This is a genomic window from Bacteroidia bacterium, assembly GCA_039924845.1.
Classification (GTDB): Bacteria; Bacteroidota; Bacteroidia; order DATLTG01; family DATLTG01; genus DATLTG01.
Map to the genome: position 1 here is coordinate 30,893 of JBDTAC010000068.1, position 17,472 is coordinate 48,364.

The window sequence follows — 17,472 nt, forward strand, 5'->3', positions numbered from 1 at the left end:
GGGGATTATTTTCCAAAATCAATAAAGCATTTCGACCGACACGAAATTACACTTTTTATATCAACTTATACTAATTATTATTGATACTTTTGAGTCTCGAAAAAATAATTTTTCAAAGAATGAAAAAAATCATTCAAACAACCAAAGCGCCCGCACCGATAGGACCTTATAGTCAGGCTGTTTTTGCAAATAACATGTTATTTGTTTCAGGTCAAATCGCACTCAATCCAACTACTGGAAATCTGATAGTGAACGATATAAAATCCGAAACAAAACAAGTAATGGAGAATATAAAAGCCATTTTAGCGGAAGCGAATTTGGATTTTAATTCGATTGTAAAAACAAGTATTTTTTTATCAGACATGACTAATTTTTCGGAAGTGAACGAAGTGTACGGTTCTTATTTTACAAGTGATTTTCCTGCGCGTGAAACCATTCAGGTAGCACGTTTGCCAAAAGATGTGAATGTGGAGATATCCGTGATTGCGGTGAAATAAAGCGATTGCGTTCTGTTAATTTTAGTGTTTGAAAAATTAATTTTTCAAACACCTTTTTTAGAACGGATAACCAATTCCGAAATTCAGATTTATTTTCGACAAAGCCAAAGGATGATTTCCAAATTGCCAACGTTGGTTGATCGGATAAGAAGGATCTTTCAGCGGAACAGCAGCATCCAAGCGAATAATAAAAAAACTAAAATCAACACGTAAACCTAACCCTGCGCCAATGGCTATTTGTCCGGCAAAGGTATTAACGTTAAATTCTCCTCCGGGTCTATTTGGATCGGGTTTGCGCAACCAAATGTTACCGGCATCCATAAATGCGGCAGCATTCAGCATTCTAAAAATATTAAAACGATATTCCATATTTCCTTCCATTAAAATATCGCCTACTTGGTCAAACGTTTCTCCGGTGGCAGAATAGGCTCCAGGACCCAATGTTCGCGCTCTCCACGCACGAATATCGTTCGAACCTCCTGCATAAAAAGCCTTTTCAAAAGGAAGCGCATCCAAATTAGAAAGCGCATAACCCATTCCTCCTACCGTACGAAAAACAAGTTTGCTATGCGGCGTTAAGATGCGATAATAGCGAAAATCTACATCGGCACGCAAGTATTGCGAGTAAGGTAAATTTAAAATTTGATAACTGCCTTCGCTGTTTTTTACGGCGTTTGTGAAATCATCAAAAGCTCGGAGGATATTGCCGGACGATTCTAAATTACCTATAAAAAAAACAAAATTGTGGCTTTTCCGATTAATGTCTTGATCATTGTATTGGAAAGTATAGCGCGAATCGGTAACCATGTGATTGGTGTAGCTGTTGATGAGCAGTAAATCCTTTGTTTGCAACAAAGATGATTCAAAAGCGGGTTGCAATCCTACTTTCACAAAACTTATTTCGAGTGGGTTAAGTGTATGTGTTTTACGAATGGATTCTTTCCAAGTATAACCGAAAGTAAGATTTGCAATGTAGCGCGTATAATCCGGTCTGCGCTGATAATTCAGTGCGCTGGTAAAGACCGTTTGCGGATCGGCATTTTTGTAAGCATTTACTTTTATCGGAGTTAAAAAACGCGGAACTGTCAGAGTGGCTTGCGGTCCGAATTCAAGAGTGTTGAATGGCAAAAAATTTTGCACGGTTGTTTGCGGTCCGGTAGTCGTTACTAATTTTTGCGCTTCAATTCCTCCTTTGAAAGAAATTTGTAAAACTTCCGCGCCCTTAAAAAGGTTTTTATTCTGATAAATAACACTTCCGGAAACACCTAAATCTCCCGAGGTGTTAGTCCCTTCTGTTTCGATGGTAAATGCTTGTTTTACCACAGGAGCCACTTCTATATAACAATCCAATAAATTGCCGGGTTGTTTCACAAATCGGATATTGATAAACTTAAACGCCTTTATTTCCGACAATCTCCGATACGTATCGGTGGCATTTCTCAATTGATACAAATCGCCTTTTTTTATGAAAATAGCATTTAGAAATAAATTGGGGCGGTAATTTAGTTTGCCAGAATATATAATGAAACAATCGTTTATATTCAAGGTGTCTTCCGTTATTTTGTCCGCTTTTTGCGGATCATAATCCGTTCTAACAAACACATTGTTGATTCGGTAACGCGGATGCGGAATTTCAATGGCAGAATCCGAACGCCCCGAAACTTGTTGTTGATACTTACTAAAATCAATAGTAACATCCAACATTCTGTTGCCAATAGTGGTATCAACAGAATAATAAATATAATTTTTAGTGAAGTCGAAATAGCCATCGTTATTCAGTAAGGTCGTCAAGCGATCTCTTTCTTTTTCTAAGATATCCAAATCGTAAATCGCACCTTGGTTCACCAAACAATTTCCAGAATCGGCATAAATAATAGGCTGCAATTGCGGATCTTTAAATTCATAATTGACATGGCGGATGTAATACGGCTTTTTAGTTTGCAACAAATAGTACGTAGTTACTTGTTTTCCTTTATATACAGCAGAATCGCGAACGGTATTATCAAAATATCCTTTGTTGTTCAGAAATAAATGAATCTGTTGTGCCGATTTTTGCATTAAAGTAGAATCGAATATAACTGGCGGCTCGCCAATTTTGAGTAGCCATTCGTCAAAAGTCAGATGGTCTTTGCTCTTTAGCTTTTTGCCTTCTGCTGCACGTTTCAGGTTAATCGCATCTATTTTTTTGTCGTGCGCAATTTTTTTCTGATTGGCTTTGTCTTCGTTTACTAAATTGTAAATACCTAAGTGAAAGCGCACAATTCCGAGAATTTTACGATTGGGTTTTTGCTTGATATAGCTTTCTATTTGGGCGCGTTCTATTTTGGTATGTTTGTCAACGATGATGTTTTTATTGAGCAGAAATTCACCATCATGCAGTCTGCGGGTAGGATTACAGGCGTATTCAAAAAAAAGCGTGCTGAAAACAAGGCAGGTATATATGCTGTATTTTTTCAAAGAAAATCGTTCGGAAATTTGTAATTTTGACATTCTGTTCAATGCGCCTTAATTGGCAAAATTAATATTATTTATCAGTTTTTTAGACGATAATTTAGGCTTAAAATAAATGCTTTCAAAAAATCAAATTAAACAGGTTACCGGATTACAGTTCAAAAAAAACAGAGCATTGGAGCATTGTTTCGTGGCGGAAGGAGCTAAAATCGTGCCTGAATTACTGCGTTCTAAAATAATAGTACGCGCCTTATTCGGAACTGCTGACTTCTTCGAAAAAATATTTTTGGAGACGATTCCCGAAAGCATTGAAAAAATAATAGTGTCAGAACTTGAATTGAAAAAAATCTCTTCGCTCAGTACGCCCAATGAAGTATTGGCTGTTTGCGAAATCCCAGTTCATTCCTTGATAAATTCAGAATTAAAAAATCAACTGAGTATTGTGTTGGACGATGTGCGGGATCCTGGAAATCTGGGCACCATTGTTCGCATTGCTGATTGGTTCGGAATTGCGAACATTATTTGTTCGCCCGAAACAGTGGATGTGTACAATCCCAAAGTGATTCAAGCTACGATGGGCTCCATTGCTCGCGTAAATGTGTGTTATATGGATTTGAAACATTTATTTTCCAATACGACTTTCGAGCATGATTTTTCAATTTACGGAGCTGTATTAAACGGAGAAAATGTTTTCGAAAAGCGATTAAATCAAACTGGTTTTATCGTGATTGGAAATGAATCCAAAGGAATTTCCGAAAAATTACTTCCTCATATTAATGAAAAGATATCCATTCCTTCCTTTTCATTAAACCAAATGGATGCTGCGGATTCTCTCAACGCTGCTATTGCTACCGCTGTTTTGTGTGCAGAATTTAGAAGAAGAAAATAGAATAATGGAGAATTGACAATGGTTAATTGATAATTAAAAGGGAGTCTCTTTCTGAAATGATTCAGCATTTGATGTTGGGTGTTTAGAACTAACAGCCGCATAAATGCTCGATGCGATTGCATAAATGCTCAATCGGATTGCTATATCGTTCAGTCAGATTGAGTAAATGCTCAATCAGATTGCATTATCGCTCAGTCAGATTGGTTAAATGTTCACCGAAATTGCATTATCGCTCAGTCAGATTGAGTAAATGTTCAGCGAGATTGCATAATGTCCAGCGGGGGACAAAAAAGCAAATCCAATTTATCTCTGCTGGAGAGGGCAGGGGGAGAAAAATAGTTTGCTTATCATTTTCGATTGAATTACATTTACCAAGCTAAATTCATGCTCGTGAAGAAAATAATTTTTCAAGCCTCATTAATTACCTTCCTTTTTCCGAGCCTTAATTTCCTTCAAGCGCAAACCAAAATAGGTTCTAAAAAATGAAAAATACTTTATCCATTTCAGATAGTTTTGTTAAAACCTATACAGCAGGATTTAGGTTCGGCTTCAACGGAAAAGAAAAAGACAACGAGCTTTACGGTATTGGAAATGACTACGATTACGGCATGAGGATGTATTATGCGAGATTAGGAAGATGGTTCAGCATAGACAACCTTTTTGCAAAGTATCCTTATCAAAGTCCATATTCTTTCGTTGGAAATTCTCCAATTTTAAAACAAGAATTTGATGGTATGGATTATGGAGTTTATACTAATCACGATACGAAAACCATTATTATAAAAGCAACTTACTACACACAAAAAGGAGATAAAGATTCATATAACTCAGCGGTACAGGCAACCCAATATTGGAATAACCAAAGCGGAAAATTTCAATATGAGGTGGGAAGTGGCAATGATAAGGTTCGTTATAATATAAAATTTGAACTTACTGTGAAACAATCAGCTAATCCAGAATATGATGCAATAATAGAAGGAAAAGATTCTAAAGGTAATTATTTAGGTGAGAGTAATATTTATAGTGTTAAAAAAGATGATAATCCTGTTTTTGTTGATCCGAAAGTAAAAGATGAGGGAGGAGCAGGTGTAACTTATCAAAATGGAACCCATATTGCTGTTCAAAAATCTTACGAATCAACTGATGGTGTAGGTGCCCATGAGGTCGGTCATACATTGGGAATAGATCACAAGGAGAATGGCTTAATGACCGTGAGTGTTAATGACCAAAATCATTCAAACTCGGTTGATAGATTTACGATTAAAGATATTTTTGCTAATGTAACTAAGCACGATCCGACAAAAGGTGATGGTAATGCGACAGTACATGAAACAGGTAACAAACCCGCAAATTTTGATCAAGGCAAAGTAATTTTAAAACCATAAATGTTATGAAAAATAAATTACTATTTGGAATATTTTTTTTAACATTATTGTTCTGTGGATTTGTCCAATCCAAAAAGATTGACAATGGCTATTATATTCCAGGTCGTTATAAAATGACGAAAACAAAAAGTAAAGATAAAAATTCGGATAGCGTGTTGGTAAGTGGAAAAATTTTCACCGAAAAAGGAGAATCCGCGTTTCAGGAACCTATAAAATTTGAAGGTAAAACATCTTGGGATAATGAGAATTTATTTTCAGATGGCTGGAATTATGCAGATAGTACAGGATTTTTTAGCGTAAAAATAAAAAAAGGAACTTTCAAAATTCGATGTACATCTACTTGGGGTAAAATAACAACAAAAAAAATAAAATTTAATCCAAAATTTGCATATTACTTCATTATTTATTTAGGAGATTCTAAGGTGTATTAAGGTAGTGTTCAGAATGTCACCTGCGTTTTTCTGTTCAAAAAAATAATTTTTCAGTAATGGAAAAACAAGTAAAAGCGTTTTTGGTAAAACACAATGTGTCATACGTTCATGTAAACGTGCCATACGTTCATGTAAACGTGTCATACGTTCAGATAAACGTGCCATACGTTCAGGTAAACGTGTCATGCGTTCATGTAAACGTGCCATACGTTCATGTAAACGTGCCTAAGGTTCAGCTAAACATGCCTTATGTTCAGCTAAACATGTCGTACGTTACGGTTTATGGAAAGATAAAGGAAGTAGTCAGGACAGCAAGCAGTGCCTTACCTGATTTAGCGTTTAACTACGACCCAAGTGGAAACCGCATCAGCAAAGTAGTGAAACCACACGGCAGCAGCAAGGAAAACGGAGGTACAGACGAGCCTTTGCGTTGGACTTATACTTATTACGTTCGTGATGCACAAGGCAATGAATTGGTGGTGTATCAGCAGAAGTTAGATACCGTTGGCACCAACATTAGTTTAAGTTATAAGGAAACCGAACGCAACATTTACGGAAGTTCGCGCTTGGGTACAGAAGTGGGCGCAACCGAAATGATTGGTGCATTGCCACTCACAAATATTGATACCATTAACCATTATTTGGGAAACATACATTACGAAGCTGCTAATCATTTAGGTAATGTGTTGAGCGTTTTCACGGATAAAAAGATACCGATACAAAGCCTTACCAATCCTATGCTAATTGCCTCTTACGAGCCGGATATACTTAGCAGCACCGATTATTATCCTTTTGGCGCGCCCCTATATAGCAGGAATTTTAACAATACTGCGTTTAGGTTCGGCTTCAACGGAATGGAGAAAGATAATGACATATACGGCACCGGAAATGCTTATACAACAGAGTTTAGAATGCTTGACACACGCTTGGGTGGCAGGTGGTGGAGTTTAGACCCTGATATAAAACCTTGGGAAAGTCCTTATGCAGGATTTAGTGATAACCCTATTGTTTATAGCGATCCTTTTGGAAAGGATATCACGAATCCTGGAAAATACGTTTTAAGCAACAAAGCATTAATTCAAAAACTAAAGGCATTTGATATTGCTTTATCAGCAATTTCAGGACGTGATATACATTCATACAAAATTCCTATTACTGGAGGAGATAGATACAGAGATAAAGACGGAAAAATACGTTCTAGGTCAAATGGAGGTATTATTGGAAAATCAGCATCTCAATCTAGGCATCTTCAAGAAAATGGTGCATTAGCAGTAGATTTAGCGACAGGAGGTTGGGATTTAAAAACATTAGAAAAGGCGGCTAAAAAAGCGGGTTTAAGGATTAACCCTGATGGAGAGCCTTATACTGATGGGCATTTTCATCTTGACATGGGATTAGGAAAAAACGCAGATGAGGCAAAAAAAGTATATGATGCCTCAAATCCAGATAAAACACAAAGACCAACAGATAAGGATTTACGCGTTAATGATAAAGAGGCAAAGTCAACAAGTTTAAATAATGATACTGGAGGCTATAAGCCCGATTCTGTCGCTCCTGCTACTCAAGATAAATTAAAATCTCCACCGCCTGCTAACGAACAAATAAAACAATAAACATGAAAAAATTAAGGGATAAACTAAAAAAATAGGACATTAGAAAAAAATGATTAGTACAAAAAGTGATTATTATAAATTTCAATGTTTACGTCTAAATTTTTAAATCAAATGAAAATGCGAATATGCGTAATTCTGTTTTCAATATATTTTATTGGGTGCAAAACCAATAATTCGAAAACAAATAATCTTAATTGTCCAGAATTTTATCCCGAAATTGAGCATGTTTATTGGGCAGAACAAGGATTTACAATACCATCTGATACCTTACACGATTATTGGTATAGATTGATTACTTTTTCAGAGGAAGAAGGATTTTGTACCATTATAGAAGAACTGCGACAGGGAAAAGTTGAAGGAGCTGGTAAAATGCAAGTTGTTAAGCAAATAAATATTACACATGTAAAAGGAATAGAGAATGAAAATGGCATATCGTTAGATTATGATGTGAAAAAATGGATAAGCCCCAAAGAAGTTGTATTAATATTAGAGGAACAACCTAAAACGACAAATAATTATTCTTGCAAAATTGTAAATTTAGATAACTTATCCGTAAAAGATACGACTCTAAAATAATGTTAGTGAGTAGTGCGATAGGTAGTGTTCCAATTTGCACCTGTCCTTTTTAAAAAATCAAAAACGTATTTCAAAAAATAATTTTTCAAACCAAAAAAGCATTTCAAAAAATAATTTTTCGGAGAAGAAAAATAAAAACTTGATTGAAAAAACGTATTTGAAAAAATAATTTTTCAAATCAAAAAACGGTTTCAAAAAATAATTTTTCAAACGAAAAACACATTTCAAAAAATAATTTTTCGGAGCAGCAAAATAAAAAATTGGAATAAAAAACCAGTTTCATAAAATAATTTTTCAAACTAAAAAAAAGTTTTCAAAAAAATAATTTTCTGAACGAGAAAAAAAATGGTTTGCAAAAAAAAGTTTTTAAAAACCATTTCAGCCGTATCAGGGATGGTGTAGCTACAAGAAGGAGCAGCAGCAATTGACAATGGAGAATTAGTAATTAATAATTGATAATTACTAATTGCAGATTATTTGCAAGTCGCTTTTTCCTGATAGAAATTTAAACACAAAAACAATTTGGCAAAGTGTTATTGCCAACTGGCTCAACGAGAAAAAATACCGCTCGAACAAGTTCAATTATTGGCAGGACGCTTTCCAATAAACGAGAAGCGTTTACAAAAGAATATGCCAAGCGATTAGAGCAGGTACAAATAGAATGCAAGGATGCGCTAAAAGTAATTGAGCAATACGATGGCAAGGATACTTTTTTTTATCTCGACCCACCCTATTTTAATTCCGACTGCGGACATTACAAAGGCTATACAGAACAAGACTACGAAAAGCTATTACAAGCACTTGAAAAGATACAAGGTAAATTTCTACTGAGTAGTTATCCGTCCGAACTGCTCAATACCTACGTAACAAAAAACAACTGGCGCAAACAAGAAAAAGAACAAACGATACTTCTCAGTCATCAAACAAAAAAAAAGAAAACAGAAGTGATGGTTTATAGCTACGATGCGCTGCAACAAAAAATTCATACTCGCAAGCAAAAACAAGGGCTTCGGATAAAATATAGTGCTATAAAATGCTTGCACAAACAAAAAAAAGTGTCGTGGTTCGCAAGCATGAAAAACATCTATGATGCGCGAGGGCAAGCCTTTCAGCCGACACCCTCAGATAAAGCGGTATTTAAAAAGCTCCATGCCTCTATGAACAATGGGATACGAAGTGCCAAATCTACCACAGCAAAAAAGTGGTTGCAAAACAAATCTTTGAGTATAGAAAAGAGCGGAGCGGTATTTAATTCAGGACAAATCCATCATCGGAAAACCAAAGAATTTATTGAAGAACTAAAAAGCATCGGATTTTTAATAGCATCCACCGCAGCTACCAATACAGGAGAAACAGGCTATTGTTGTTTTGGAAAAAACGCGATTCTTTTTCCACTACGTAACAAAGAAAACGAAGTGCTAAACTTTTATGCTATCGGCATTACAAAAGACAAACAGGAATATTTAAACAGCTTAGGACTTTATCCGAACTACCCACATCCACAATGCAAACGCTTGTACCTAACAGAAACTATTTTGGATGCAGCTACACTTTTAGAATCCAATGTGATGGATAACAAAGAAGCTGTTCTCGCTTTGCACAACGGAGAAATGAGTAAAGAACATATCGAAGCGATAGAAGGATTAAATGACTTGGAAGAAATTATTTTAATTGAGAAATGTGGCTCTGCCACTGATTTACAAATTAAGAATTAAGAATGCAGGATTAAGAATTACGAATTACAAAATGAAAATATAAAATGGAAAACGAACAAATAATAAAGCAGCCTATGGCTGTGGAAAACGAACAAACAATAGAACAGCCTGCGGCTGTGGAGGAGCAGATACGAGAGATAGGTGTAAGAGCCAAAGTTCAAAGAGTAGCAATTCCTGAAAAGGAAAACTTGAATGAATTTTATCAAAAATATGCCAGCGATGGAATTGCTAAACTCATTGCCTTGCCGCCACAGTTAAGAGTAGTGAATGAATATAAATTGGTTTTAAGCAGGACGGAAAACGATTACAATGTATTGGGCGCGTTAGGTCAAGACTTGGGCAGTATGCAAATAACCTTGATGGTAGAAGAAAAAAAACACGGCAGAAAAGAAAGAGTAAAAATAGATTTATACGAGCGGCAACACCTCCTGCAATTTGCAGCACAAATCGCAGAACTGTTTCATCAAAACACTGCAGGCATAGAAAACGATTTAATCCTGCTGACGGATTTACTCGAAACTTTTCGAGAAAAACAAACAGAACAGGCACAGCCTGTTTTTAATAATAAAAGAAATTACGCAGCCCTATTACCCGAAACAAAAAAAAATTGCGTAGCATTTTTGTCAAACAAAAATTTGATGCAAAACATAGACAAGCTGATTGAACAATCAGGCGTGGTAGGAGAAGAAAATAGTCGCAGACTTTTATTTGTTGTTGCTTCTACTTACAAGATGAAAGAAACACTTCATGTATTGGTTCAAGGAAACAGCGGAAGCGGAAAAAGTCATTTGATAAATACGATAGGACAATGCCTGCCGCAAGAAGATGTACTCAGTATGACACGAGTAACAAGTAAATCCTTTTACCATTACAACAAAGAAGAACTGATGGATAAAGTTATCCTACTTCAAGATTATGATTCATTAGAAGAAGAAGCTGGATATGCTTTCAGAGAATTACAAAGCGCAGGAACGATTCATTGTTCCACCACACAAAAGGATCGCACAGGAGCGATAGTATCAACGATGAAAACAGTCAAGAGCCATTTTGCTTCTTTGATAGCTACCACCCAAGCAGAAATGCACTACGATACCATGAACCGTTCTGTTATGATAGGCATAGACGAAAGCCAAGAACAAACAAAAAAAATAATGGAGTATCAACACAAAAAATTAGCAGGACACATAGACAGCAAAGAAGAAGAAAAAGCGAAATTTTTTTTACAAAATTGTATCAGAGCATTACAGCCGATGGAAGTTGTGAATCCGTATTCAGATAAAATACAAATTCCGCTACAAGCTAAAACTATGCGAAGGCTACATACTCAGTACCAAGTTTTCATAAAACAAATCACGCTGTTGCATCAATACCAACGCAAGAAAGACGAACAAGGTAGATTAATCACTGAGGAACAAGACATAGAAATCGCGAGCCGAATTTTCTTTGATGCTATAATGATGAAAATAGATGACTTGGATTCTTCTCTCAGACATTTTTTTGATGAACTGAAAAACTATGTTACAACTATCAATAAAGAGAAACAGGCACAGGCACAGCCTGTTCTTTTATCCGAACCAACAAAAAGCGAAAACGCGAATCAAACCGATAAAATAAATAGTCAGCCGCACAGCGGCATAGTCTTTACGCAAAGAGAAATTAGGCTTGCATTAAACCTAAGTAAAACACAATGCTTTCGGCAAATGGAAGAACTGGAAAAATTGGAATACGTGCAGAGAATAGGCGGTTATGCCAACAGAGGTTTTCAATACAAAATAACCTATTGGGACGATATGAAAACCGAGAAAGAAAGAATTAAAAGCGCATTCTGCGCTTTTGGTGGTTCTTGGCGTTCCAAAGAGCTTGGAACGCCACCTCTTATGCAGCACTGAGAAAAGCTCTTGGCGTTCCATAATTCCAAGAGTACATAGTTTACAGCAAGAATTAAAAATTAATTGAAAATGGATAATGGAGAATTGAAAATGAAAAAACACGAAACAAAAACACCGAACAAAAATTCTGCATTCTTAATTCTGAATCCTTAATTTAATAAAAATGAAAAGCCTACCACTCTACAACAAACAATACGAACAGTATTATCAAGATTTTGCAAAAGCATTGCAAACAAAAGGCTATGCTAAATCAGAAATGTATGCAGTAAGCGCACGTGAATTTTTATTCTTTTTGGAAAGCAAAACTATTACAGACGTAAAACAGGTTAAAGCAAGCGATGTGATAGCATATTATGAATACTTAGGAGAAAGACCAAATAAACGCAGATTAGGCGGCTTGAGCAATTCAATGATAAGAGGACAGCTTTTTGCCCTACGCCTCTTTTTTGATTATTTGACGGATGTGGGTATCATAGAAGGTTCTCCTGCACGTTTACCAAAATTCAGTATCGGTAAAAATGGAGAAAGAGAAATGCTGAGTGTAGAAGAAACAAAAGAATTGTATCAGGCAACAAAAACAAAAAGAGAAAAAGCGATTCTATCGCTGGCTTATGGATGTGGATTGCGAAGAACAGAAATACAAAATTTGAATACGTCCGATGTACAATTGAGCAAAGGACTTTTATTAGTTAGAGATGGAAAGAATCACAGAAGCAGAACTGTTCCACTTTCGGATAGTGTACTACAATCACTTCGAGAATATTTGATTTACGAAAGAGAACAATACATCAACAGAAGACAAAAACACATCGAATCCTCTTTTATTTTAAACAATTCAGGATTAAGAATGCAAGGAGACAACTTGTACAAAGATTTGAAAGAAATTCTAAAAAGAACAACAATAAAAAAAGAAATCTGTTTGCACTCTCTACGTCATAGCATCGCTACTCACTTGCTTGACAAAGGAGCAGATATTGAATTTGTAAAGAATTTTTTGGGGCATCAAAGTATTGATACTTCACACATTTATTCCAAGCGCAGAAAGCAACAACTAAATTTTAAAATAGCGATTCACAGAAACAGCTAATTGAAAATGGAGAATTGATAATTGAAAATTACAAATTGAAAAAGCGAAACAAATGAAAACACTTGAAAATTATTTACACGAACAGCACCACACGGCACAAACGATTAAGAGTTATCTCTATACGGTTTCCGTCTTCCTCAGCTCACATCCGAAAGCCGATGAATACAAACATCAAGACATACTTAACTACATGAGCGATGTTAGAAAATTCTATCCCGATACATATACTTCCAATACAGTACTTGCAGGTATAAAAAAGTATTATGATTATTTAATTGAAATCGGAAAAAGAAATTTTCATCCGTGTAAAACGCTGTATTTAAAAAGCAAAAGAACAAGAGATATAATTCATCAAGATTTATTTTCAAGCAAAGAATTAGAAATACTGATGGAAAGAGAAGAGCGTTATGCTGACAACAAACTCAGAAATCAAACAATTGTATCCTTGCTGATTTATCAAGGACTAAGTGTTTCAGAAATTATACACTTAAAAACAGAACACATCAATTTAGAAAATGGAATAATTTTTATCAAAGAAAGTAAGCAGCATTCTCAAAGGCATTTAGAGATTCATCCGAAACAATTTAATTTGCTTTACCGATTAATACACGAAGTAAAAAGAGAAGCACAGGTACAAACAGTACTCACAGGAAGCACAGGAAAACCGCTAAACAACGAACATTTCAATTATTTAATCTTTACCTATAAACCGCTTTTTCCTGATAGAAATTTAAACACAAAAACGATTCGTCAAAGTGTTATTGCTAACTGGCTCAACGAGAAAAAAATACCACTCGAACAAGTTCAATTATTGGCAGGGCATCGCTGGACTTCTTCTACCGAACGATACAAACAAAATAATCTCAACGAACAAAGAACGCTTATCAATAAATGGTTTCCGTTAAATTAAATTTTACTTTTGTACTATGAATTAATTTTATTTCAAATGAAGGAGACACATTATTTAGCAGTTGAAACATCTAATATTACTGAGGATTGGGCTGATTTTTTAAATCAAAACAGGCTTACTAAATTAAATAAACACCCACAAACGATAGAGTTTGATATGCTTAATGTAAGATTTATTAAACCACATCACGTTGTGTCATTAGCTTGTTTGATTGAAGAATATCATTTAAAAAAAATTGAAATTAGTTTCAAAAACACAAGTTCTAAAGGAGCGAAGTATTTGGAAAAACTTAATTTTTTTCAATATTGGGAAGAAGGATTTAACAGAAAAGACTATAGACAAACACAAATAGGAACTGCATTTTGCCTTTGGAAATTACATCCTGAAATGATAAGCCCTTATACTTCTATGTCGACAAATTATTATCGGAATCATTTTTTTAGCGGTAAAGATTTACAGCCGTTGGATACGGCTTTGGTAGAAATATTTAACAACATTATTGACCACGCACAATCAGAAGTGAGCGGATATGTTTTCACACAATATTATCCGAACAAAAACGAAATAGTATTGTCGATGTGTGATTTTGGTAAAGGAATTCCAAACACAATCAACACGTTTTTAAAACAAGAAGGGAAAGAACCTTTGACAGATGACGAAGCTTTGGAGAAAGCCTTCGAAAAAGGATTTTCCACAAAATCTACTCCACAGAACAGAGGTTTCGGGCTTAACAATGTTATCTCAGCTGTTAAAACGCTAAAAAGTGGTTTGACAATTACTTCAAATCACGGATTTGTGGAACAAAATAGTACTTACTTTCGTAAAAGAGCCATCGCTAATAATTTTCCAGGTACTCAGATTGTAATTAAACTGAAAACAGAGAATCTAAGACCTCTTGAAACAGAAGAGATTTCCGAACAAGAATTTTATTTGTAACTTTGCAAAATATATATGCCCCATGAACACTAAGACTGTAGTAATAAACCTGATGGATACTGTTGCTGGTACAGCTACCACAACGGAGGGACTTGCTTTATACTTAGCGATGAGTAAAGCGATGGACACAGGCAAAAATGTAAAATTATCGCTAAAAGATTGCACTCCGTTATCGTCATCATTTCTTAATTCGACTTTCGGAGAATTGTATGACAGATACGGCTATGACAAGATTAAAGAACGTGTAGTCCTTATAAATTATTTCCCATCTCACGCGATGGCAATTAAAAAATACCTGCAAGATTTGAATAATCTTGTTAGCTGATTTCTTGATTAAAATTGTTTAAAATCCATTCTCAAAAGGAATGGATTTTTTATTTTTCATGCAATTTATTTTGTATTTTTATCGAAAGAAAAAAATGAAAAATACTTTTTCCATTTCAGTTAGTTTTTTTGAAACCTATACAGGAAGATTTAGTTTCGGCTTCAACGGAAAAGAAAAAGATAACGAGCTATACGGAACTGGAAACGCCTACGATTACGGCATGAGGATGTACGATGCGAGATTGGGTAGGTTTATGAGTGTTGACCCTTTGACGGCAAAATATCCGATGCTAACACCTTTCCAATTTTCAAGTAATACGCCTATTGCAGGGATTGATAGAGATGGGCTAGAGTTTTATTATAAACCAAATGGACAATTTATAAAACGAATCGGTAAAAGTCAGCAAGTTTTTACAGCGGACGATGTAGAAGTTCAAAAGACTAAAACAGCTACAGTTTTCGTTCCAATAAATCCACGATCATTAAATATCAATCACTCTGAATTTATCAAATTTGCAGGTACTGCATATGGAGAAAGTTCTGTCGGTGATAAAGTTTATAACAAAAAAGAAGTATGGGGAATAGCAAGTGCGATGTTGAATTATAAAAAAATTAGCGGGAAATCTGTTATTGCTTACGCTTCAAGTAATCCAAACGCTCAGTTTAAAATATTTAGCAATACTTCAGACAAAGCAAGAAATGGAACATTTCAGCAAACTGCTATTGCTGGTGCAATTAATGCTTTGACAGATGGTGTAGATTACTCAAATGGTGGAACAAACTGGGCAGGAAATGACATTGCTAGCCCTAAAGAAAAATGGGCTGAAGGGTTACGTTTTTCCTCTCAAGCAGATAATTTATTTGGTTTAAAAAACAATGCTAAACCTGGCGTGGGATATTTTTTTAATAAAGCGGGAAAAGAAACTGGCATACGAGGCACCTATGATTATAAATGGGAAACTACTGCTGCGTATGGAGGAATAGGAATAGGAGGTAAAACTTACGGAACTACATTTATGAAAGTTACAGATGAATATAAAAAAGCAACAGGAGCGAAAGGGAATTAGTACTTCATTTTGTTTTTTACTAATTGCCTTGCTTTTAAATTTGCCTTGTTTAGGACAAAAAATTAGTATAAAAGATATTTCGAGCGAATTTCTTATGGGCTCCTCGATTGAGGATTCCTCATTGGATGTGTTTACTCGCCCCGACTCAATCCAATTTAGTTTATCGTATAATCATATTTATAATACGAGTAAAGGGAAAACAGATTATTTTATCGTTAATCAGGATTCGTTATTTATCAACGTTGGACTTATTTACGACAAAGGATTAATGTTTGTTTATCAAGGAATATATAACAGCGACACAGTACGAAACAGTAACGTTAATTTTGTTTTATTCAAATCCCAATTAGAAGGATGCAATAGTGGTTTATGTGAGTTTAATTATTATTATTTAATAGAATTAGATGATGAACAAAAAGTTTCAAATTCGATTGAATACCTTTCAAAAGATGATAATATAAAAGACATTGTGGTAATTATGGATAATATCATCTTTACAAAAGGAATTTGTAACTGGGACAAGTAGGTAGTGTTGGTAGTGTTCCAATTTGCACCTGAGCTTTTTAATTCATAAAATAATTTTTCAAACGAAAAAAAAGTTTTCAAAAAATAATTTTCTGAACGAAAAAAAAGAGTTTGCAAAAAAAAGTTTTTGAAAACCATTTCAGCCGTATCAGGGATAGCGTAGCCAAGAGGGGAAGCAGAGCAATGGACCATTCAGCCCCACCTAAATCCTCCCCAAAGGAGAGGACTTAAAAGAAAAAAAAATTGGAAATGATTTTGCCGATTGGAATTTCAAATTGCTAACCGAAAACAATTCCACAAAGTGTTATTGCTAATTGGCTGAACGAGAAAAAAATATTCTTAGAACAGGTTCAATTATTAGCAGGTCATCGCTGGACTTCTTCTACCGAACGCTACAAACAAAATAATTTAAACGAACAAAGAACGCTTATCAATAAATGGTTTCCGTTAAATTAAAAAAATGAAAAATTGTAAAATGGAATGAAATTTTCGATATTTTTGTAATAGTTAAAAGACAGTAAGTATGCGTGTATATATTGACACATCGGTTATAGGAGGATATTTTGATGAAGAATTTGAAGAATGGACAATCAAGTTATTTAAGGAGTTTGAAAAGCGAACGAAAATTCCTGTGGTTTCTGATTTAACTATTCAAGAACTCGAAAATGCACCAAAGCATATTATGACATTTTTTGAATCAATAAAAACGGAACGAATTTTGTTAGATACTGAGAGCATACAATTAGCGAGGAATTATATTAAGGAGAAAGCAATAACAGCTAAATCCTTTAACGATGCATTACATATTGCAACAGCAACAGTTAATCGTTTGGATGTTCTTGTTAGCTGGAATTTTAAGCATATTGTAAACTTGGATAGAATTAGGCTGTATAACGCTGTAAATTTAAAAAATGGTTATCCATTAATGGAGATAAGAACTCCAAGAGAAATTTTAACTAAAAATGAATAAGAAAATGAAAACGGGAAAGAAAAAATTTGATGCTGTGCAAATGACACGGGACATCAGAAACAAAATGGGTGAAAAGTACTATCAAAGCATAGACCTTTTATTGAAGGATATGGAGAAGGTGCGAAAAAAATATAAAATTACGTCTAAGACACAAAAAGCTGCTTAGTACTATATTTATTCTTGATTAAAATTGTTTAAAATCCATTC

General features: G+C 34.8%; 17 protein-coding genes. 16 read left to right on the forward strand and 1 reads right to left on the reverse strand.

Translation table 11 applies throughout. The annotated features are described in order from the left end of the window. Positions 1-119: 119 nt before the first annotated feature. A complete protein-coding gene (locus tag ABIZ51_07425; GenBank protein ID MEO7088603.1) occupies positions 120-497 on the forward strand; it encodes a RidA family protein in 378 nt (125 codons plus the stop codon). A gap of 57 nt (positions 498-554) precedes the next feature. On the opposite strand, the gene ABIZ51_07430 is transcribed toward ABIZ51_07425, so the two are convergent. Then, positions 555-2,987, reverse strand: coding sequence for a BamA/TamA family outer membrane protein (locus ABIZ51_07430; protein MEO7088604.1), 2,433 nt, complete (start codon positions 2,985-2,987; stop codon positions 555-557). A 76-nt stretch (positions 2,988-3,063) separates the two neighbouring features. Here ABIZ51_07430 and ABIZ51_07435 point away from each other — a divergent pair, with 76 nt between their 5' ends. The 15 genes from ABIZ51_07435 (at position 3,064) to ABIZ51_07505 (ending at position 17,431) form a co-directional block, all read left to right on the forward strand. Beyond that, a complete protein-coding gene (locus ABIZ51_07435; GenBank protein ID MEO7088605.1) occupies positions 3,064-3,837 on the forward strand; it encodes an RNA methyltransferase in 774 nt (257 codons plus the stop codon). Positions 3,838-4,319: 482 nt separating this feature from the next. Continuing rightward, positions 4,320-5,222: a hypothetical protein gene (locus ABIZ51_07440; protein ID MEO7088606.1), complete on the forward strand. Its 903-nt coding sequence runs from the start codon at positions 4,320-4,322 to the stop codon at positions 5,220-5,222. 5 nt (positions 5,223-5,227) lie between these two features. After that, positions 5,228-5,653, forward strand: a complete 426-nt coding sequence (locus tag ABIZ51_07445; GenBank protein MEO7088607.1) for a hypothetical protein — start codon at positions 5,228-5,230, stop codon at positions 5,651-5,653. 56 nt (positions 5,654-5,709) lie between these two features. Then, a complete protein-coding gene (locus ABIZ51_07450; protein ID MEO7088608.1) occupies positions 5,710-7,266 on the forward strand; it encodes a hypothetical protein in 1,557 nt (518 codons plus the stop codon). A gap of 111 nt (positions 7,267-7,377) precedes the next feature. Beyond that, complete coding sequence (locus ABIZ51_07455; protein ID MEO7088609.1) at positions 7,378-7,842, forward strand: hypothetical protein; 465 nt, start codon at positions 7,378-7,380, stop codon at positions 7,840-7,842. Between the two features lie 530 nt (positions 7,843-8,372). Further along, complete coding sequence (locus ABIZ51_07460) at positions 8,373-9,557, forward strand: DNA adenine methylase (GenBank protein ID MEO7088610.1); 1,185 nt, start codon at positions 8,373-8,375, stop codon at positions 9,555-9,557. A 44-nt stretch (positions 9,558-9,601) separates the two neighbouring features. After that, positions 9,602-11,446 (forward strand): hypothetical protein, encoded by a 1,845-nt coding sequence (locus ABIZ51_07465; protein ID MEO7088611.1) that lies wholly within the window; start codon positions 9,602-9,604, stop codon positions 11,444-11,446. Between the two features lie 163 nt (positions 11,447-11,609). Then, positions 11,610-12,533 (forward strand): tyrosine-type recombinase/integrase, encoded by a 924-nt coding sequence (locus tag ABIZ51_07470; GenBank protein MEO7088612.1) that lies wholly within the window; start codon positions 11,610-11,612, stop codon positions 12,531-12,533. Positions 12,534-12,585: 52 nt separating this feature from the next. Continuing rightward, complete coding sequence (locus ABIZ51_07475) at positions 12,586-13,443, forward strand: tyrosine-type recombinase/integrase (protein ID MEO7088613.1); 858 nt, start codon at positions 12,586-12,588, stop codon at positions 13,441-13,443. Between the two features lie 36 nt (positions 13,444-13,479). Beyond that, entirely contained in the window at positions 13,480-14,379 is a 900-nt protein-coding gene (locus ABIZ51_07480; protein ID MEO7088614.1) for an ATP-binding protein, read from the forward strand. A 22-nt stretch (positions 14,380-14,401) separates the two neighbouring features. Beyond that, positions 14,402-14,704: a DUF4325 domain-containing protein gene (locus ABIZ51_07485; GenBank protein MEO7088615.1), complete on the forward strand. Its 303-nt coding sequence runs from the start codon at positions 14,402-14,404 to the stop codon at positions 14,702-14,704. Positions 14,705-14,798: 94 nt separating this feature from the next. Then, positions 14,799-15,770, forward strand: coding sequence for an RHS repeat-associated core domain-containing protein (locus tag ABIZ51_07490; GenBank protein ID MEO7088616.1), 972 nt, complete (start codon positions 14,799-14,801; stop codon positions 15,768-15,770). A gap of 94 nt (positions 15,771-15,864) precedes the next feature. Continuing rightward, positions 15,865-16,296 carry a hypothetical protein gene (locus ABIZ51_07495; GenBank protein ID MEO7088617.1) on the forward strand — a complete coding sequence of 144 codons (432 nt, stop codon included), beginning with the start codon at positions 15,865-15,867 and terminating at the stop codon, positions 16,294-16,296. 522 nt (positions 16,297-16,818) lie between these two features. Further along, positions 16,819-17,265: a PIN domain-containing protein gene (locus tag ABIZ51_07500; protein MEO7088618.1), complete on the forward strand. Its 447-nt coding sequence runs from the start codon at positions 16,819-16,821 to the stop codon at positions 17,263-17,265. 4 nt (positions 17,266-17,269) lie between these two features. Continuing rightward, entirely contained in the window at positions 17,270-17,431 is a 162-nt protein-coding gene (locus tag ABIZ51_07505) for a hypothetical protein (GenBank protein ID MEO7088619.1), read from the forward strand. The last annotated feature ends 41 nt before the right edge of the window (positions 17,432-17,472 follow it).

Coding starts and splice junctions, on each gene's coding strand:
- ABIZ51_07425 (MEO7088603.1), top strand. CDS start 120: ATGAAAAAAATCATTCAAACAACCAAAGCGCCCGCACCGATAGGACCT.
- ABIZ51_07430 (MEO7088604.1), bottom strand. CDS start 2,987: ATGTCAAAATTACAAATTTCCGAACGATTTTCTTTGAAAAAATACAGC.
- ABIZ51_07435 (MEO7088605.1), top strand. CDS start 3,064: ATGCTTTCAAAAAATCAAATTAAACAGGTTACCGGATTACAGTTCAAA.
- ABIZ51_07440 (MEO7088606.1), top strand. CDS start 4,320: ATGAAAAATACTTTATCCATTTCAGATAGTTTTGTTAAAACCTATACA.
- ABIZ51_07445 (MEO7088607.1), top strand. CDS start 5,228: ATGAAAAATAAATTACTATTTGGAATATTTTTTTTAACATTATTGTTC.
- ABIZ51_07450 (MEO7088608.1), top strand. CDS start 5,710: ATGGAAAAACAAGTAAAAGCGTTTTTGGTAAAACACAATGTGTCATAC.
- ABIZ51_07455 (MEO7088609.1), top strand. CDS start 7,378: ATGAAAATGCGAATATGCGTAATTCTGTTTTCAATATATTTTATTGGG.
- ABIZ51_07465 (MEO7088611.1), top strand. CDS start 9,602: ATGGAAAACGAACAAATAATAAAGCAGCCTATGGCTGTGGAAAACGAA.
- ABIZ51_07470 (MEO7088612.1), top strand. CDS start 11,610: ATGAAAAGCCTACCACTCTACAACAAACAATACGAACAGTATTATCAA.
- ABIZ51_07475 (MEO7088613.1), top strand. CDS start 12,586: ATGAAAACACTTGAAAATTATTTACACGAACAGCACCACACGGCACAA.
- ABIZ51_07480 (MEO7088614.1), top strand. CDS start 13,480: ATGAAGGAGACACATTATTTAGCAGTTGAAACATCTAATATTACTGAG.
- ABIZ51_07485 (MEO7088615.1), top strand. CDS start 14,402: ATGAACACTAAGACTGTAGTAATAAACCTGATGGATACTGTTGCTGGT.
- ABIZ51_07490 (MEO7088616.1), top strand. CDS start 14,799: ATGAAAAATACTTTTTCCATTTCAGTTAGTTTTTTTGAAACCTATACA.
- ABIZ51_07495 (MEO7088617.1), top strand. CDS start 15,865: ATGGGCTCCTCGATTGAGGATTCCTCATTGGATGTGTTTACTCGCCCC.
- ABIZ51_07500 (MEO7088618.1), top strand. CDS start 16,819: ATGCGTGTATATATTGACACATCGGTTATAGGAGGATATTTTGATGAA.
- ABIZ51_07505 (MEO7088619.1), top strand. CDS start 17,270: ATGAAAACGGGAAAGAAAAAATTTGATGCTGTGCAAATGACACGGGAC.